We start from the raw sequence: 17219 nt of genomic DNA on the forward strand, positions 1-17219 counted from the left end.
CGTGACCACGGACACCGCACTCACCGCCGAGCAGATCCTGATCGCGGCGGAGGAGGTCCTGCGTCGGTTCGGCCCGGCCAAGGCCACCGTCGTGGACGTCGCCCGCGACCTCGGCGTCAGCCACAGCAGCGTCTACCGCCACTTCCCCAGCAAGGCCGCCCTGCGCGAGGCGGTCACCCAGCGCTGGCTCGACCAGGCGCACCACGAGCTGGAGACCATCTCGACCGACGCCGGCGGCGCGGCCGAGCGCCTCAAGCGCTGGCTGAGCACGCTGTTCGCGGCCAAGCGGAAGAAGGCGCTGGACGATCCGGAGCTGTTCGCCACCTACATGGTGCTGGTCGACGAGAACAGCGGCACCGTGGCGGCGCACATCGACACCCTGGTCAAGCAGATCGCCCAGATCGTCCAGGACGGTATCGACGGCAAGGAGTTCAGGCTCGCCCACGTCCTCACCACCTCCCGCGCGGTCTTCGACGCCACCACCCCCTTCCACGACCCGGCCTATGCGCCCACCTGGTCCGAGCCGGCCGCGGACGAGCGCTTCGAGGCCGTCTGGAAGCTCGTTCTCGGTGGCCTGAAGGCGAAGTGACGCAGATCATCGGGTCCAGGCGCCGGCGTCCGGAGTGAAATCCGGTCGCCGGCGCCTCGGCCGTCGGGCAGACTGTCGCACACAGTTGATCTCACTCGGAGGATGACATGCGTGCGGCCGGCCCGGTCCTGGACAGCCTGCGGGGGCTCGCCCTCGGCGACGCCTTCGGCGATCGCTGGTTCTCGGTCCCGGCCGACGAGACGTCCGCCGCCCTGGCTGCCCGGCTGGCCCGCCCGGCGCCCTGGCACTGGACCGACGACACCGCGATGGCCCTCGTCCTGGTCCGCCACCTGACTACCCGCGGCGAGGTCCGACAGGACGCGCTGGCCGAGGAGTTCGCGGCGGAGTACACCCGCGAGTACGCACGCAAGTACGGTCCCTCGATGCACCGGGTGCTGCGCGGGATCGGCTCCGGCGGGGACTGGCGCGCCATCACCTCGGGCCAGTTCGAGGGTCAGGGCTCGCACGGGAACGGCGCGGCGATGCGGGTCGCCCCGCTGGGCGCCTGGTTCGCCGACGACCTGGACGAGACGGTCCGGCAGGCCGAACTCCAGGCGCTCACCACGCACTTCCACCCCGAGGCGGTCGCCGGGGCGGTGGCGGTCGCACTCGCCGCGGCGCTCGCCGTCCGCAGCCGGGGGCAAACCCCACCCGGCCGGGCCGAGTTGTTGAGCGAGGTGGCCGGGCGACTGCCGGACAGCGAGGTCCGCTCCGGTTTGCGGATCGCCGCCCGGATGCCGGGGCACACCAGCGTCCGGCACGCAGCCGCCGTACTGGGCTCGGGGCTGATGATCTCCGCCCCGGACACCGTCCCGTTCGCCCTCTGGTCCGCCGCCGGGCACCTGGACTCGCTGCCCGAGGCGATCTGGCACACCCTGGAGGGCGCCGGCGACATGGACACCACCTGCGCCATCGCCGCCGGGGTGGTCGCCGCCCGCACCGGGCTCGCGGACGTCCCGCCCGCCTGGCTCGCCGCCCGCGAGGAGCTGCCGGACTGGGTCGCCGAGGTGTCGACCGGGCCCTGAACCGAACGGTGCCCGGACGTCCCGGGAAGACGTCCGGGCCGGCCGCCGCCCCCCGGCGGGCCGCCCCGTCGGATCCGGGGCAACTCCGCGATCAGCGCCGCGAGTTGCCGAACAGCAGTCGGTAGGCGATCAGCAGCACCAGCGCGCCGCCGATCGCCGACACCCAGGTCGGCCCGTCGAAGAAGCGCGCCGTGATCGACCTGTGCAGGAAGTGCGACGCGATCCAGCCGCCGACGAAGGAGCCGGCGATGCCGATCAGGGTCGTCACGATCAGGCCGCCCGGGTCCCTCCCGGGCAGCAGCAGCTTGGCCAGGGCGCCTGCCACCAGGCCCAGCACGATCCACGCGATGACGCTCATCCGTCCATCCTCCCGTCCGCGGCGCGGCGGCCCCGTCCGCCCGCCCTGCCCGGAAGGACGCCGCCTCCCGCGGGCCCGGTTCCGCCGTCCGGGCGGGGCGCGCGCGAGCCGACCGTCCCGAGCCGACCGGTCCGCGCGTAGCGCCCTTCCGGCGCGCCGTCCAGCTCGGAACACCGAGGCCGCCCGCATCCTGGTCGCCGTTCACCCGCCCGCCGCGTGGCTCCCCGCGCCCGCGCGCCGCCACCCGCCGGACACCGCGCCGAGCCCCAGGTACAGCACCGACGCCGCCGCGAAGCCCACCGCCCAGCCGTAGTCGGCGAGCGGCTTGAGGAAGGGGACCACCCCGTCCACCGGGAACGGCCCCTGTTTGACCCCGTGCCCGTCGACGGCCGAGTACGAGCCACCGACCGCCAGCAGGCCGCCGACCAGCAGTGCGGTGACCGCCCGCCAGTTCCACCCGGCGGTGTACCAGTACGCACCGAACGGCCGGTAGAGCTCGACGAGTTGGAGGCGGGTGCGGCGCACCACCCAGTAGTCCGCGATCAGCACCCCGGCGACCGTCCCGAGCAGGCCGCCGACCACGCCCAGCCAGACGTAGATGTAGACGTGCGGGTCGGCGATCAGCCTCCAGGGGAAGATCGCGATCCCGACCACGCCGGTGATCAGCGCCCCGGTACGGAAGTTGATGAACCTGGGCAACAGGTTGGCCAGGTCGTAGGCCGGGGAGACGACGTTGGCGGCGATGTTCACCGACAGCGTCGCGACCAGGACGGTCAGCAGCGCGAACAGGACGGCGACCGGGTTCTCCATCTTCGCGGCCAGCTTGATCGGGTCCCACACCGGTTCACCGTAGACCGCCTCGGAGCCCGAGGTGACCAGCACCGACAGCAGCGCGAAGAACGTCATCGTCGTCGGCAGGCCGAGCGCCTGGCCGCGGATCTGGGCCCGCTGGCTGCCGCCGAAGCGGGTGAAGTCGGGGATGTTCAGCGACAGGGTGGACCAGAAACCGATCATCCCCATCAGCGACGGGAAGAAGACCTTCCAGAACCCGCCGTTCCAGCCGAGTCGGGAGGGCTGGGAGAGCAGGGGCCCCAGCCCGCCCGCCTTGACGGAGATCCACACCAGCAGGGCGAGCGCGCCGACGATGACGAACGGCGCCGCCCAGTTCTCGAAGCGCCGCAGCGTCTCCATCCCGCGGGCGATGACGGCCATCTCGATCAGCCAGAACAGCAGGAAGGAGAGCCACTGCGTCCACGGGTATCCGCCGAACTCCGACGCCGTGCGCCAGGATTCGCCGAACAGCTTGCCCGCCAGCAGGAAGATGCCTTCGCCCCCGATCCAGGTCTGGATGCCGAACCAGGCGCAGGCCACCGCCGCCCGGATCAGCGCGGGCAGGTTGGCGCCGCGCAGCCCGAAGGAGGCCCGGGCGAACACCGGGAAGGGAATGCCGTACTTGGTGCCGGCGTGCCCGGTGAGCAGCATGGGGACGAGCACGATCAGGTTGGCGAGCGCGATGGTCAGCACCGCCTGTTTCCAGTCCATGCCGATCGCGACCAGGCCCGAAGCCAGCGTCCAGGACGGGATGTTGTGGGCCATGCCGACCCAGAGCGCCAGGAAGTTGTACGTGGTCCAGGTGCGCCGCCGCACCGGGACCGGCCGCAGGTCGTCGCTGGTGAAGCCGTTGGGGGGCAGCACCCGGTCGGCCGGGTCGAGTTCGACCCGGCCGTCGGGGTGCTGCCGCTGTCCGCCGCCGGTCGCGGTGTCGGCCATGGGCAACTCCCGTCTGGCGCGGAGGGATCAGAGGTGGGGGATGACGTCCGTTCCGTAGGCGTCGATGGTGGACTCGACCGCGTCGTGCATGGCGTAGACGGCGAACTGGTCGACGCCGAGCGAGCGGAGTTCCGCCAGCCGGGCACGCTGGGCCTCCACCGGCCCGATGAGGCAGAAGCGGTCGACGATCTCGTCCGGGACGAAGGCCGTGTCGGGGTTCCCGGCCCGGCCGTGGTGGCTGTAGTCGTAGCCCTGGCGGCCCTTGATGTAGTCGGTGAGCGCTTCGGGCACCAGGTCGGAGTGCTCACCGTAGTGGCCGACCAGGTCGGCGACGTGGTTGCCGACCATTCCGCCGAACCAGCGGCACTGCTCCCGGGCGTGGGCCAGCGCGGCGGGCGAGTCGTCGGCGGTGACGTACGCGGGGGCGGCGACGCAGATGGTGAGCGAGGACGGGTCCCGGCCGGCCTCGGCGGCCGCGGCCCGGACCGCCTTGATCATGTACTCGGTGAGGTACGGGTCGGCCAGCTGCAGGATGAATCCGTCGGCCTGACGCCCGGTCAGCGCGAGCGCCTTCGGGCCGTACGCGGCCATCCAGATCGGCAGCTCCGCGCCGGGTCCCACCCATGGCAGGTGCATCTCGGCGCCGTCCACCTCGGTGGCGCGTCCCTCGGCCAACTCCTTGATGGCGTGCATGGCCTGGGAGAGCCGGTCGAGGGTGGCGGGCCGGCGTCCGGCGACCCGCATGGCGGAGTCGCCGCGGCCGATGCCACAGACGGTGCGGTTGCCGTACATGTCGTTGAGCGTGGCGAACAGGGAGGCGGTGACCTCCCAGGTGCGGGTGGAGGGGTTGGTGACCATCGGGCCGACGGTCAACCGCTCGGTCTCGGCGAGGATGCGACTGTAGATGACGAACGGCTCCTGCCACAGCACACAGGAGTCGAAGGTCCAACCGTGGCTGAACCCGGCCCGTTCGGCGCGGATCATCCGGTCGATGAGCAGGCGGGCGGGCGGGTCGGTCTGCAGGACGAGGCCGATGTCCATGGGTGGCTCCGGGAGGGGTGGGAGGGCGGCCCGGGGCCGGCGTGCGCCGCGCGGCCCCGGCCGGGAGAGGGAGGGGTTCAGGTCAGGTACTGGCAGGTGTCGCGGCGCAGGAAGGCGCCGTGCCCGGCCCGGCCGAGCCAGCTGCCGTCGTCCAGCACGACGGTGCCGCGGGAGAGCACCGTCCGTGCCCGGCCGGTGAGTCGGCGGCCCTCGTAGGCCGAGTAGTCCACGTTCATGTGGTGGGTGGCGGCGGAGACGGTCTGCACCGCGGTGGGGTCGTAGACGACCAGGTCGGCGTCGGCGCCCGGCGCGACGGTGCCCTTGCGCGGGTGCAGCCCGAACATCCGAGCCGGGGTGGTGCAGGCGATCTCGACCCAGCGCCGCCGGCTGATGCGCCCGTCCACCACCGCCTGGTGGAGCAGGTCCATCCGGTTCTCCACGCCGGGAAGGCCGTTGGGGATCTTCGAGAAGTCGCCGCGACCGAGTTCCTTCTGCCCCACGTAGCAGAACGGGCAGTGGTCGGTGGATACCACCTGGAGGTCGTTGGTGCGCAGCCCGCGCCAGAGCGCCTCCTGGTGCTCGCGGGGCCGAAGCGGCGTGCTGCACACGTACTTGGCGCCCTCGAAGCCGTCCGTTCCCTTCTCGGCGAGGTCGTCGGTGGAGAGGAAGAGGTACTGCGGGCAGGTCTCGCCGAAGACGTTGAGCCCGGCATCGCGGGCCCGGGCGAGTTCGGCGAGGGCGGAGGCGGCGGAGACGTGCACCACGTAGAGCGGACTGCCGGCCACCTGGGCGAGCTTGATGGCCCGGTGGGTGGCCTCGGCCTCCAGCAGTTCGCGCCGGACCTCACCGTGGTAGCGCGGGGCGGTGTGCCCGGCGGCGAGGGCCTGTTCGACCAGGACGTCGATGGCGATGCCGTTCTCGGCGTGCATCATGATCAACCCGCCGTTGGCGGCGCCGCGTTGCATGGCGCGCAGGATGCGGCCGTCGTCGCTGTAGAAGACGCCGGGGTAGGCCATGAACAGCTTGAAGGAGGTGGACTCGCCGGAGTCGACGAGCGTGTCCATCTCCTTGAGGACGGCGTCGTTGACGTCGGAGACGATGGTGTGGAAGGCGTAGTCGATCGCGCAGTTGCCCTCGGCCTTGGCGTGCCAGGTGTCCAGGCCCTCGCGCAGCGAGCCGCCGACGGGCTGGACGGCGAAGTCGACGATGGTGGTGGTGCCGCCCCATGCGGCGGCGCGGGTGCCGGTCTCGAAGGTGTCGGAGGCCGCGGTGCCGCCGAAGGGCAGCTCCATGTGGGTGTGGGCGTCGACGCCGCCCGGGATCACGTAGTGGCCGGTGGCGTCGATGACGGTGTCGGCGGTCCAGGCCTCGGCGGCGGCGCTGCCGGTGGCGGCCAGCGCGGCGATGCGTTCGCCCTCGATCAGGACGTCGGCGTGGAGTTCGTCGGTGGCGGTGATGACGAGGCCGCCGCGGACGACGGTGCGCTGCTGCGGGTCGCGGGTGGTCATCGCGGTGCTCCTCAGGCCTCGGCGATCGGTCCGTAGGCGTCGGGCCGGCGGTCGCGGTAGAACGCCCACTGCTGGCGGACCTGTTCGATCAGGTCGAGGTCGAGGTCACGGACGACGAGTTCCTCCTCCTTGTCGGAGGCGACGTCGCCGACGAACTGGCCGCGCGGGTCCACGAAGTAGGAGGTGCCGTAGAAGTCGTTGTCGCCGTACTCCTCGGTGCCGACCCGGTTGATGGCGGCGACGAAGTACTCGTTGGCGACGGCGGCGGCGGGCTGTTCGAGCTGCCACAGGTAGGCGGACAGGCCGCGGCTGGTGGCGGAGGGGTTGTAGACGATCTGCGCGCCGGCCAGGCCCAGGGCGCGCCAGCCCTCGGGGAAGTGGCGGTCGTAGCAGATGTAGACGCCGACCTTGCCGACGGCGGTGTCGAAGACGGGCCAGCCGAGGTTGCCGGGCTTGAAGTAGTACTTCTCCCAGAAGCCCTTGACCTGCGGGATGTGGTGCTTGCGGTACTTGCCGAGGTAGCTGCCGTCCGCGTCGATCACGGCGGCGGTGTTGTAGTAGACGCCGGTCTGCTCCTCCTCGTAGACCGGTACGACCATGACCAGGCCGAGTTCGCGGGCGAGTTCCCGCATCCGGCGCACGGTCGGACCGTCCGGGACGGCCTCGGCCCAGCGGTAGTGCTCGGGCTCCTGGACCTGACAGAAGTACGGGGAGTTGAAGACCTCCTGGAAGCCGATGATCTGCGCACCCTGGGCGGCGGCCTCGCGGGCGTACCGCTCGTGGAGCGCGATCATGCTCTCCTGGTCGCCGGTCCAGCGGGTCTGGACGAGCGCGGCACGGACGATCTGCGACATGGGTACCTCCGCAACTCCGCGGTCCGGCCGTGCGGTCGGGCCCGCGGTCTGAGGGTTGACGGGGCGGGTCTCTCCTGCGGTCCGCTCAGGGAGCCACAGGGGTCTACGTGCGTAGAAAGCGATCTGTAGACGGTAGGCCTGGCCTCGGTGGCCTGACAATACGTTGGCGGTAACGCGTCTGGGGCGATCTTGTTGCGCGGACACGCGGGTGGCCCTGGGTGGGATGAAACGCTGATCTACCCCGCACGCGCGCTCCTTACTCATTCGAGTGAAAGCGAGCGCCCAGGGTGCGGAATCGGCCGCCAGCGGGTAACACGCCGATGGACGTCACGACGGGCCGCCGCATCGGCGCCTGGAGGCGTGAACTCGGGTATCTGGCAGTCGAATCGAACGACGGCACGGCGACGACACGGGGTGGCATCGGGACCAAGGGGGTGGCGGGGATGGCAGCGCTCGGCAGGCGCGCGGAGCGTGCTTCGGATGCGGCGGGTACTTCGAGTGCGGCGGGTACTTCGGGTACTCCGGCTACGGCCGTGGGCGGCGGCCCGGTGGCGACGGGGCGGGCGCCCGCCCTGCCCGCCTGGGCCGGCCTGCTGCTCGCCCTCGGTGCGGTGCTGCCGCTCGTCCTCGGCTGGCTGCTGCACCACCGCCAGGCGCCGCGGGCGCGGGAGGTCGCCCTGCGGCTGGCCGGTTCCCGCATCGCCGCCGAGGCGCTGATCGGCGGGCGCACCGGGGACTACACGGCCGCCCTGCGCGCCGAGCTCTGGCCGGTCGCCGGGTACGGGTTGACGCTGGTGGCCGCTGCGCTGCTCGGCCGGTACGTGTTCGGCCGGCGGCGTGGGCGCGCCCTGGCGCTGGCGGTCGGCGGGGCCGGTCTGCTCGCGGCCGGCTGCGACCTCACCGGCAGCCTGCTGCTGCGCGTCGCGCTCGACCACCACGGCTCCGACACCCCCTTCGCGGTGGCGGCCGCGCTCGCCACCGTCGCGTGGCTGCTGCTCCTGCCGGCCGGGGTGGCCGCGGCGGGCGTGCTGCTGGTGACGGCCGCGCGGGCGGTGCGCGGACTGCTGTCCTCCGCGTCGAAGCCCGCGGTCGAGACGGACGGGACGGACGAGACGGATCGCCCGGCGCTGATCCCGCCCTGGCCGACGGCCGTCCGACACGACGGGCACGCCCGGTACGACGGGGACGGCGGGCAGTCAGCCGAGGGGCCGCCCGAGGCCCACACCCACTGGCGCGACGCCGCACGGGTGCCGCCCGGCCGCGAGCCCGCCGAGCTGGGCTTCTGCGCCTCGGGCGGCGGCATCCGCTCGGCCTGCGTCACGCTCGGCGCGCTCCAGGCGCTGCGCCCATGGCTCAAACGGGCCCGGTACCTGGTCTCCGTCTCGGGCGGCGGGTACACCGTGGGCGCGCTGCAGCTCGCGCTCAGCGACTCCGCCCCCGGCAGCCCGGTGCACGCCGTCTCGGGCCTGACGGCCGACACCGTGCTGGAACCCGGCTCCCCGGAGGAGGACCACCTCCGCCGGCACGGCAAGTTCATCGCCGATGGCGCCGGCGAGTGGCTGGTCGCCCTCGGAACGCTGCTGCGCGGCGTGCTGTCGGCGCTCACCCTGCTGCTGGCCGCCGTTCTGGTGCTCGGCCTCGGACTCAGCCGCTTCTACCGCGCCGTCCCGCTCACCGATCTGCACGCCCTGGCGGCCGTCGGTCTGCGCCACGCGGGCGCCGTGCCGGGCGAGTTGGCCTTCCGGCCGCCCGCGCTGGCCGGCCTCGCCGCACTGCTGGCCGCGGCGGCCGGGTGCTGGCTGCTCTGGCTGCTGGCCTTCCCGCCACTCGGCTGGCACGCACTGCTGCCGCGCACCCTGCACCGGCTCTACTCCGCCGCGCTCGCGCTGGCCGCCCTGCTGGCCGTCGGGGTGCTGGCGGTCCCCGGGCTGGCCTGGGGCGCCGTCCGCCTCCAACAGGCCCTGGCCGCCGGTCCGCGGCTGACCGGTGCCGGGCTCAGCCTGACCGTGGTGCTCAGCTATCTCGCCCTGTTGCTCGGCATACTCTGGCGCGACCGCCGGACGATCCGCAGCGGCGCGGCCGCGTTCGCCGGGGCGCTACGCGGCGCCGGCCGGCTCGGCGGCGGCCTGACCGCCAACCTGCCGCAGTACATCGTGGTCTGGGCGGCCCTCACCACACTGACGGCCTGCGCGCTGCTGGCCCTCGGCTGGGCGGTCGCCACCGGGTACGCCTGGCCGACGGCCGTGCAGGTGCTGCTGCCGCTGGTGCTCGCTGCGGTCGGGCTCAACCTCGACCAGACCTGGATGAGCCTGCACCCGTTCTACCGACTGCGACTGGCCTCCGCGTTCGCGGTCCGCCGGGTCACCGACGGCGGCCGGTCGTTCGCCCGCAGGTACGACTTCTACCGGGAGCAGACCTGGCTGAGCCACTACGCGGCCCGGCACCCCGACTTCCCTCAGGTGATCTTCTCGGCGGCGGCCAACCTCTCCGGCAACTCCCGCACGCCGCCGGGCCGTCGGGCGGTCTCCTTCTCACTCTCCCACGACTACGTGGGCGGTCCGGACGTCGGGTACGCCCGCACCGACCTGCTGGAGCGGCGCACCCGGCGACACATCGCCCGGGACCTCACCGTGCAGTCGGCGATGGCCGTCTCCGGGGCCGCCTTCTCCTCCGCCATGGGGCGCCAATCCCGCGTCTACCAGGGGCTGTTCGCGGCGACCAACGCCCGGCTCGGGACGTGGCTGCCCAACCCTGCGGTGCTCGGGCCGGCCTGGTCCGGCACCCGGGACTGGCGCCGCGCCGCGCAGCCCGCCGTCCGCCGACTCCCCTACCAGCTGCGGGAGCTGACGGGCCGGTTCCCGGCGGACGACCGCTTCCTACTCACCACGGACGGCGGCCACTACGAGAACCTCGGACTGGTCGAGCTGCTGCGACACCGGGTGCGGACGGCGGTGTGCATCGACGCCAGCGGGGATTCGGGCTACGCGGCCAACCTGGCCGCCGCGATCACGCTGGCCCGCGAGGAGCTGGGCATCGTGATCACCCTGCACCGGCCCGAGCTGCTGATCCCGGGCAGCGCCACCGCCGAGCGGGACGGCAGCGGAGCGCCCCTGCACGGGCTGGCGGCCCAGCTCTCCGACCGGCTCTCCGCCCGCGGGGTGATCACCGGCGACATCCGCTACCCCCGCACCGACGGCCTCCCGGAGTCCGACCGGCACGGCACTCTGATCGTCCTCCAGGCCGTGCTGACCGCTGACATGCCGTACGAGCTGCACTCCTACGCGGTGGCCAACCAGGCCTTCCCGAACGACGGCACCAGCGACCAGTGGTTCAACCACCAGCAGTTCGACGCCTACCAGACGCTCGGCCGCTACCTGGGCGAGCAGGCGGGGCCGGTGATCGAGCAGGCCCTGTCGGCCGCCGCGGACGACTCCGCGGCGCCTGTCCCCGCACAGTCGCCGGGCGGCGCGCCCCCGGCGTCGGGCGGCGCGCCCCCGGCGTCGGGCAGCGTGTCCTCGGCGCCGGGCGGCGCGCCCTCGGCGTCGTCCAAGCACTCGGCTGCGGCGCCGTCGGCCGCGGCTCCCCTGGCTCCGCGCCGTCCTGCCGAGAGTTAACAGGGCGCAACAGACGGGCGCCCCGGCTTGACTTCGTCCGACCGGCTCGGAAAAGATCCGGTGCATGGACTCCGGCGCCACTCTGGTCTGCCGCCTGCACGTCGATCTGCGACGCCAGGCGAGTTCCATCTGTGCCTGTTGACCTTGCTCCTCCCCGCCGGTCCCGCCCTGTGACCTCTGCCAGGGCCCGCGCCGTGCACCCGTACCCGCAGTTCTGACTCCTGTCGTACTCCCGCCTCGCCCGGCGGCACCATGCGTGCCGTGCCCGGTCGTGCCGGGTCGCTCCGCCGACTCGCGCCCGCCGGGCACCACCGCAGCCGCCGGACCCGGCCGCACCCCGCCGACGTTCCCGCCGCACCCGAGGACGCCCCCATGAGCCTGGACCTCGCCTCCGAGACCCCGACGCACACCCCCCAGACACCCGCCGCCGAGCGCGCCCGCGCTCCGCTGACCCCGAAATCCCTGCGGAGCATCGTCCGCGAGCTGGCCGAGCAGCCCGAGCAGTGGATCCACCTGGTCCGTCTCTCCACCGAGGAGCGCTGGTACCAGCGCCTGGTGGCCGAGGACGACCACGAGGTGTGGCTGATCAGTTGGCTGCCCGGTCAGTCCACCGGCTTCCACGACCACGGCGGCTCGCGCGGCGCATTCACCGTCGCGCTCGGCGAGTTGGAGGAGCTGTCCCTCGGCGGCCCGGAGCAGGGCCTGCTGATCCGCCGGGTCCCGGCCGGCACCACCCGCGCCTTCGGCCCCGAGTACGTTCACGACGTCCGCAACACCGCCTCCGGCCCGGCCGTCACCCTGCACGCCTACTCGCCCCCGCTCAGCTCGATGGCGCACTACGACCTGCGGGCCGGCGGGCTCGTCCGTACCTCGGAGGAAGGACCGGAGCAGTGGTGACCACGATCGACGACCTGGTGGCACGGGCCCGAGAGGGCGTCCACCGCCCCCGCGCCCAGGAGGCGCGCCTGGCCCAACTGGCGGGCGCGCTGCTGGTGGACATCCGTCCGGCGGCGCAGCGGGCGGCCGAGGGTGAGATCCCCGGCTCACTGATCATCGAGCGCAACGTCCTGGAGTGGCGGCTCGACCCGACCGGCAGTCACCGCATCCCCGAGGCCTCGGGTTACGACGTCGAGCTGATCGTGGTCTGCTCCGAGGGCTACGCCTCCAGCCTGGCCGCCGCCTCGCTGCGTGAGCTCGGGCTGCACCGGGCGACCGACCTGGACGGCGGCTTCGTCGGCTGGGCCACTGCCGGGCTGCCGACCCGTCCGGGCGGCTGACGTCGAGGCCCCGACAGGGGCGGGGACGAAGGGCTCAAGCCGGGCCTGAGCCGGGCTCCACGGCGCGTGCCGGACGGTAAATCACGGACAGGAGATGATGCAGGTCATAATCTGATCGGAGTTTCCGCCGGTCCGAAGCTGGGCAGCCACGCGGGCGGAAGAACGCCCGGGCGGTTGGACCCGCCGTCACACGAACGACCCGACCGAACGACCGAACGACACAGGCGCCGCCTCCCTGGGGCGCCCTGACGAGGAAACACCCCGTGATCAGATTCGAGGGCGCCGGCAAGCGCCACCCCGACGGCACGATCGCCGTCGAGGGCCTGGACCTGGAGGTCCCGACCGGTCGGATAACCGTCCTGGTCGGACCGTCCGGCTGCGGCAAGACCACGCTGCTGCGCATGGTCAACCGGATGGTCGAGCCCACCTCCGGCCGGGTGCTGTTGGACGACACCGACGTCGCCCAGCTGGAACCCGCCAAGCTGCGCCGCGGCATCGGGTACGTGATCCAGCAGGCCGGGCTCTTCCCGCACCGCAAGGTGATCGACAACATCGCCACCGTCCCCTACCTCCTCGGCTGGGACCGCAAGAGGGCCCGCGCCCGCGCCGCCGAACTGCTGGAACTGGTCGGACTCGCCCCGGAGACCGCCAGGCGCTACCCGTTCCAGCTGTCCGGCGGCCAGCAGCAGCGGGTCGGCGTCGCCCGCGCGCTGGCCGCCGACCCGCCGGTGCTGCTGATGGACGAGCCGTTCAGCGCGGTCGACCCGGTGGTGCGCGCCGGGCTCCAGGACGAGTTGCTGCGACTTCAGTCCGAACTGCACAAGACGGTGCTGTTCGTCACCCACGACATCGAGGAGGCCGTCCGGCTCGGCGACCAGGTCGTGGTGCTGCGCGAGCACGGCCGGATCGCCCAGCTGGCCGACCCGCACACCTTGCTGACCACGCCCGCCGACGACGGCGTGGCCGCCTTCCTCGGCCGCGACCGGGGCCTGCGCGGCCTCGGGCTGCGCCCCGCCACCGCCGTCCCGCTGCGCCCGGTGGGCGAGGGAGTCCGGTACGGGGGCTGGGAGTTGGCCCTGGACGACGAGCGCCGCCCGATCGGCTGGATCGACCGCACCGCCGTCGCCGCCGAGCTCCAGCCGGTGGCCGGATATCGCCCGGACACCGACACCCTGCGCACCGCCCTGGACGCCGCCGTGCTCTCCCCCGCCGGGGTCGCGGTCGCGCTGGACGCCGAGGGCCGGGCCGCAGGCACCGCGAGCCGCGAGGCGATCCTCGCGACACTCGCGCCCGCCGGCCGAACCACCGACGCCCTCAAGAAGCCCGTCGGCACCGGCGAGACCATCGACACCGGCAAGAGCCTCGACACCGGCAGGACCACCGACACCGGCAGGACCCCGGACAGCGGCATGACCCTCAGCACCGACCGGACGGACGGAGCCGACGGTGGACGATGAACCGATCGTCCGCTGGTACTGGATCGGCGACCACCTCGGCTACCTCGGCCACCTGCTCGCCGACCACGCCCTGATCGCGCTGCTCCCGGTGCTCATCGGCCTGCTACTGGCCGTCCCGCTCGGCCTGGCCTGCGCCCGGTTCCCCCGGCTGTATCAGCCGCTGGCGGCCGTGTTCAACATCGTCTACGCGCTGCCCTCGCTGGCCGTGTTCGTGGTGCTGATCCCCTACACCGGGCTCGCCACCCAGGCGACCGTGATGATCCCGCTCGCCTTCTACGCCCTCGCCGTCCTCCTGCCGACCACCGTGGACGGGCTGCGCGCCGTCCCGGAGTCGGTCCGGCAGGCGGCCACCGCGATGGGGTACGGACCCTGGCACCGGCTGGCCTCGGTCGAACTGCCCGCTGCCGTGCCGTACCTGATCGCCGGGCTGCGGGTCGCCGCGGTGTCCAGCATCTCGCTGGCCAGTGTCGGCGCGCTGGTCGGGCGCGGCGGGCTCGGCTACCTGTTCATCGACGGCTTCCAGCGCACCTTCCCGACCCCGATCGTGGCCGGCATCGTGCTGATCGCCGCGCTCGCGCTGGTCGTCGACCTGCTGCTGGTGGCCGCTCGGCGGCTGCTCGCGCCGTGGGCCGTCCGGGAGAAGGGAGCGGGCTCGTGAACTGGCTCAACTGGCTGAGCGACTTCTTCTCCGCCCCGGACCGCCGCAGCGGCCCGGACTCGATCGTGCACCGGGTCGCCGAGCACCTGCAGCTCTCCGGCGAGGCCCTGCTGTTCGCGACCGTCCTGGCCGTGCCGCTCGGGCTGCTGATCGGCTACACCGGGCGCGGTGTCACCGCGGTCACCGCGCTGGCCGGCGCCGCCCGCGCCCTGCCCACCCTCGGCCTGGTGACGCTCGCGGTGCTGCTCGGCGGGGTCGGCGACACCGCCGTGCTGATCCCGCTGGTCGCGCTCGCCGCGCCGCCGCTGCTGGTGGCGGCCGTCGAGGGGGTGCGGGGCACCGACCCGGATGTCCGGGACGCCGCGCGCGGCATCGGGCTGACCCACCCCCAGGTGCTCTTCCAGGTCTGCCTGCCGTCGGCCGCGCCGACCCTGCTGGCGGGCTTGCGCACCGCGACCGTCCAGGTGATCGCGACCGCCACGGTGGCCGCCTACGTCGGGCTGGGCGGCCTCGGCCGCTACGTCATCGACGGCCTGGCCACCCGCCAGTACGCGGTGACCGTGGGCGGCGCACTGCTGGTGGTGCTGCTCGCGGTCGGCGCCCAGCTGTTCTTCGCCCTGCTCGCCCGGTTCGCGCTCCCGCCCGGGATGCGCGCCCAGCGCCGGGCCCGCTGAAGCCCTCCTCTCCCATCCGCTCCGGAAGGACAACTGTCACCATGTCGACATTGAAGAGAAGCAGGCGTGCCGTCCTCCTCGGCACCCTCGCCGCGCTCGCCCTGGGCGCGACCGCCTGCGGCTCCTCCAGCAGCAACCCGCTCGACGGGGGTTCGACCGCCGCGGCGGCCGGCGGCGGCTCCGGGTCGACGGTCGTCGTCGGCTCGGCGAACTTCCCGGAGAACGTCCTGCTCGGCTCGATCTACTCGCAGGCACTCAAGGCCAAGGGCGTCAAGGTCGAGGAGAAGTTCAACATCGGCAGCCGCGAGGTGCTCTACGGGCAGCTGCAGAGCGGCAACCTGACCGTCCTGCCCGAGTACAACGGCGCGCTGCTCGCCTACCTGGACGCCAAGGCCACCGCCGTCACCACCCAGGACGTGAACGCGGCGCTGACCAAGACGCTGCCCGCCTCGCTGGCGATCCTCGACTCCTCGCCCGCCGAGGACAAGGACTCGCTCAGCGTCACCCAGGAGACCGCCGACAAGTACGGCCTCAAGAGCATCTCCGACCTCACCGCCAAGGCCGGCGAGTTCACCATCGGCGGCCAGCCGGAGTTCAAGTCCCGCCGCGAGCAGCAGTTCAAGGACGTCTACGGGCTCACCTTCAAGGAGTGGAAGCCCACCGCCGACACCACCGCGAACGCGCTCAAGGACGGCAGCATCCAGGTCGGCAACGTGTTCACCACCGACCCGAAGATCGTCCAGTACAAGCTCGTTCCGCTGACCGACCCGAAGAACGTCTTCGGCGCGCAGAACATCACCCCGCTGGTCAACAAGGCGGGCGTGGACGCCACCGCGACGGCGGCGCTCAACGCGGTGTCGGTCAAGCTCGACACCGCCGGGCTGACGGGGCTGATGAAGCGCGTCGCGATCGACAAGGAGGACCCGTCGGCGGTGGCCAAGGACTGGCTGAAGGCCAACGGCCTCGGCTGACGACCTGTACGACGACCGAGTCGTACGGCGAACGGCTCGTGCGGTGGACGGCGGCGCGGAGGCATCGGCTTCCGGACCGCCGTCCACCGCCCGTTGTCCGCCGCCCGCCGTTCACAGCCCGCCGTTCACCGTCAGGCGGGACCTTCCCTTCGGCGCCGCGAACATGACAGTGTGGCGCCATGCGCACTCGTCTCCTCGCCGCCACCCTCACGGCACTCGCCGCGGTGAGCCTCGCTGCCTGCTCCAGCTCGGGATCGAGCTCGGGCAAGGCCACCACTGCGGCCGGTTCCCCCACCACCACCGCCACCCCCTCCGACGCCTCGACCGGCTCGGCCGCCGCAACGCCCGCCACCTCCGCGCCCTCCGCGCCCTCCGCGTCTGCTACCGCCGACGGCGCCACCGGCGCACCCGCGGGCTCCTCGCCCGGTGCGGACGGGTCGGCCCCGGCCAAGCCCGCACCGCCTGCCGATGCCGGGCTGCCCGCCAAGCCGGACTCCGACCTGACCGGCAAGGTGGTCGCCGCGCTGAACGCCATCGACCCGGCGATCGTCGGCGGCAAGCCCGACCAGGTGGTGGAACAGGCCCGCAAGCAGTGCCAGTCGATGTACCAGTTCCCCAAGGACAAGGCAAAGCTGATCGAGCTGGCCAATCAGCACTTCACCTCGCCCGACCACCCGCAGGGCTTCGGCCCCGACACCGCCGCGAAGATCAACGACGCGCTGCGCACCACGCTCTGCCCGTCGCCGCGCTAGCGCGGTCCGCGCCCCCGAACCGCCCGGCGTCCTGAGCTCCGGGCAGCCGTGGCCGCGCCCCGCCCGCCGGGTGCGCGGCCATCGGCGTTCGCGGGCCGGGAAGCGCGGTTCACCCACCATCACGCCTGGGACCCCGCCCGCCACATTCTGCCGCTCCGCTTCCCGCTCATGCACGTCGCCTGCGAGCGGCGCACGGAACTCCTGGGCGAAGACGCATGGTTGACCGAGGCCGTCGACAAGCTGACGCCGCCGCACTGCCACCGGGAGACCACCGCCCTGCGACCGGCGGAGCGGACACCGGACGACCTGTGCCGCACCACCAGACGGTTCCTCCCCCACCACCCCGGCCGCCAATCCGCTCCGTTCGGCGGCCGGGGCCGTGTGCTGACGAACAGTTAGGACTCTTGACAGGCCAGTGGTCTAGTCCAAACATAAGCATGTCGATCCGACCGGGATGCACTGTGGGGGTGTGACCACCGGCGGCTGAGGCACCGCCCTGCCCTGTTCCGTTCCACCCCCGCTCCGTACGGCGTGCGCACGTTCGCACCGTCGCCCGCCTCCACGCGAGTCGGCGGGTTCCGCACGCCCTTGTGTCCGCACCGCCCCCCGGACCAGGGTCCGCGCGGCCGCCCCCACACGGCCGCCGACGCCCCGGCCCGCTCCCACCGCCC

16 protein-coding genes are annotated in these 17219 nt (G+C 73.0%); 11 read left to right on the top strand and 5 right to left on the bottom strand.

The genetic code is table 11. From position 1 onward, the window contains the following. Nucleotide 1 precedes the first annotated feature (1 nt). Nucleotides 2-589: a TetR family transcriptional regulator gene (locus ACIRYZ_RS03960; RefSeq protein ID WP_402939135.1), complete on the top strand. Its 588-nt coding sequence runs from the start codon at nt 2-4 to the stop codon at nt 587-589. Nucleotides 590-696: 107 nt separating this feature from the next. Beyond that, a complete protein-coding gene (locus tag ACIRYZ_RS03965; RefSeq protein ID WP_402939137.1) occupies nt 697-1614 on the top strand; it encodes an ADP-ribosylglycohydrolase family protein in 918 nt (305 codons plus the stop codon). A 91-nt stretch (nt 1615-1705) separates the two neighbouring features. Here ACIRYZ_RS03965 and ACIRYZ_RS03970 read toward each other — a convergent pair whose 3' ends face one another. The 5 genes from ACIRYZ_RS03970 to ACIRYZ_RS03990 all read right to left on the bottom strand — a co-directional run bounded on the left by ACIRYZ_RS03970 (nt 1706) and on the right by ACIRYZ_RS03990 (nt 7145). Continuing rightward, entirely contained in the window at nt 1706-1972 is a 267-nt protein-coding gene (locus ACIRYZ_RS03970; RefSeq protein WP_380609509.1) for a GlsB/YeaQ/YmgE family stress response membrane protein, read from the bottom strand. A 201-nt stretch (nt 1973-2173) separates the two neighbouring features. After that, nucleotides 2174-3742 (bottom strand): NCS1 family nucleobase:cation symporter-1, encoded by a 1569-nt coding sequence (locus tag ACIRYZ_RS03975; RefSeq protein WP_402939144.1) that lies wholly within the window; start codon nt 3740-3742, stop codon nt 2174-2176. 27 nt (nt 3743-3769) lie between these two features. After that, on the bottom strand, nt 3770-4783 hold the full coding sequence (locus tag ACIRYZ_RS03980; RefSeq protein ID WP_393024156.1) for a TIGR03842 family LLM class F420-dependent oxidoreductase: 1014 nt from the start codon (nt 4781-4783) through the stop codon (nt 3770-3772). Between the two features lie 77 nt (nt 4784-4860). Beyond that, nucleotides 4861-6291, bottom strand: a complete 1431-nt coding sequence (hydA, locus tag ACIRYZ_RS03985; RefSeq protein WP_402939148.1) for a dihydropyrimidinase — start codon at nt 6289-6291, stop codon at nt 4861-4863. Between the two features lie 11 nt (nt 6292-6302). Next, complete coding sequence (locus tag ACIRYZ_RS03990; RefSeq protein ID WP_387614196.1) at nt 6303-7145, bottom strand: nitrilase-related carbon-nitrogen hydrolase; 843 nt, start codon at nt 7143-7145, stop codon at nt 6303-6305. A gap of 533 nt (nt 7146-7678) precedes the next feature. Between ACIRYZ_RS03990 and ACIRYZ_RS03995 the strand changes: the two genes are divergently transcribed. From ACIRYZ_RS03995 to ACIRYZ_RS04035, 9 genes are all read left to right on the top strand, one after another. After that, entirely contained in the window at nt 7679-10759 is a 3081-nt protein-coding gene (locus tag ACIRYZ_RS03995; protein ID WP_402939151.1) for a hypothetical protein, read from the top strand. Between the two features lie 64 nt (nt 10760-10823). Beyond that, on the top strand, nt 10824-10901 hold the full coding sequence (locus ACIRYZ_RS04000) for a putative leader peptide (RefSeq protein ID WP_107086570.1): 78 nt from the start codon (nt 10824-10826) through the stop codon (nt 10899-10901). A gap of 119 nt (nt 10902-11020) precedes the next feature. Continuing rightward, nucleotides 11021-11656 (top strand): cysteine dioxygenase, encoded by a 636-nt coding sequence (locus ACIRYZ_RS04005; RefSeq protein ID WP_402939154.1) that lies wholly within the window; start codon nt 11021-11023, stop codon nt 11654-11656. After that, entirely contained in the window at nt 11650-12036 is a 387-nt protein-coding gene (locus ACIRYZ_RS04010) for a rhodanese-like domain-containing protein (RefSeq protein WP_402939156.1), read from the top strand. Before ACIRYZ_RS04005 ends, ACIRYZ_RS04010 begins: the two co-directional genes overlap by 7 nt. Before the next feature lie 263 nt (nt 12037-12299). Beyond that, nucleotides 12300-13493 (top strand): ABC transporter ATP-binding protein, encoded by a 1194-nt coding sequence (locus ACIRYZ_RS04015; protein ID WP_402939159.1) that lies wholly within the window; start codon nt 12300-12302, stop codon nt 13491-13493. Further along, on the top strand, nt 13483-14151 hold the full coding sequence (locus ACIRYZ_RS04020) for an ABC transporter permease (protein WP_393024141.1): 669 nt from the start codon (nt 13483-13485) through the stop codon (nt 14149-14151). Before ACIRYZ_RS04015 ends, ACIRYZ_RS04020 begins: the two co-directional genes overlap by 11 nt. After that, entirely contained in the window at nt 14148-14825 is a 678-nt protein-coding gene (locus ACIRYZ_RS04025; protein ID WP_402939162.1) for an ABC transporter permease, read from the top strand. Before ACIRYZ_RS04020 ends, ACIRYZ_RS04025 begins: the two co-directional genes overlap by 4 nt. A 41-nt stretch (nt 14826-14866) precedes the next feature. Beyond that, entirely contained in the window at nt 14867-15796 is a 930-nt protein-coding gene (locus tag ACIRYZ_RS04030) for an ABC transporter substrate-binding protein (RefSeq protein WP_402939165.1), read from the top strand. A 179-nt stretch (nt 15797-15975) separates the two neighbouring features. Next, nucleotides 15976-16548: a hypothetical protein gene (locus ACIRYZ_RS04035; protein WP_402939168.1), complete on the top strand. Its 573-nt coding sequence runs from the start codon at nt 15976-15978 to the stop codon at nt 16546-16548. Nucleotides 16549-17219: the final 671 nt, after the last annotated feature.

Source organism: Kitasatospora sp. NPDC101155 (assembly GCF_044768305.1).
Classification (GTDB): domain Bacteria; phylum Actinomycetota; class Actinomycetes; order Streptomycetales; family Streptomycetaceae; genus Kitasatospora.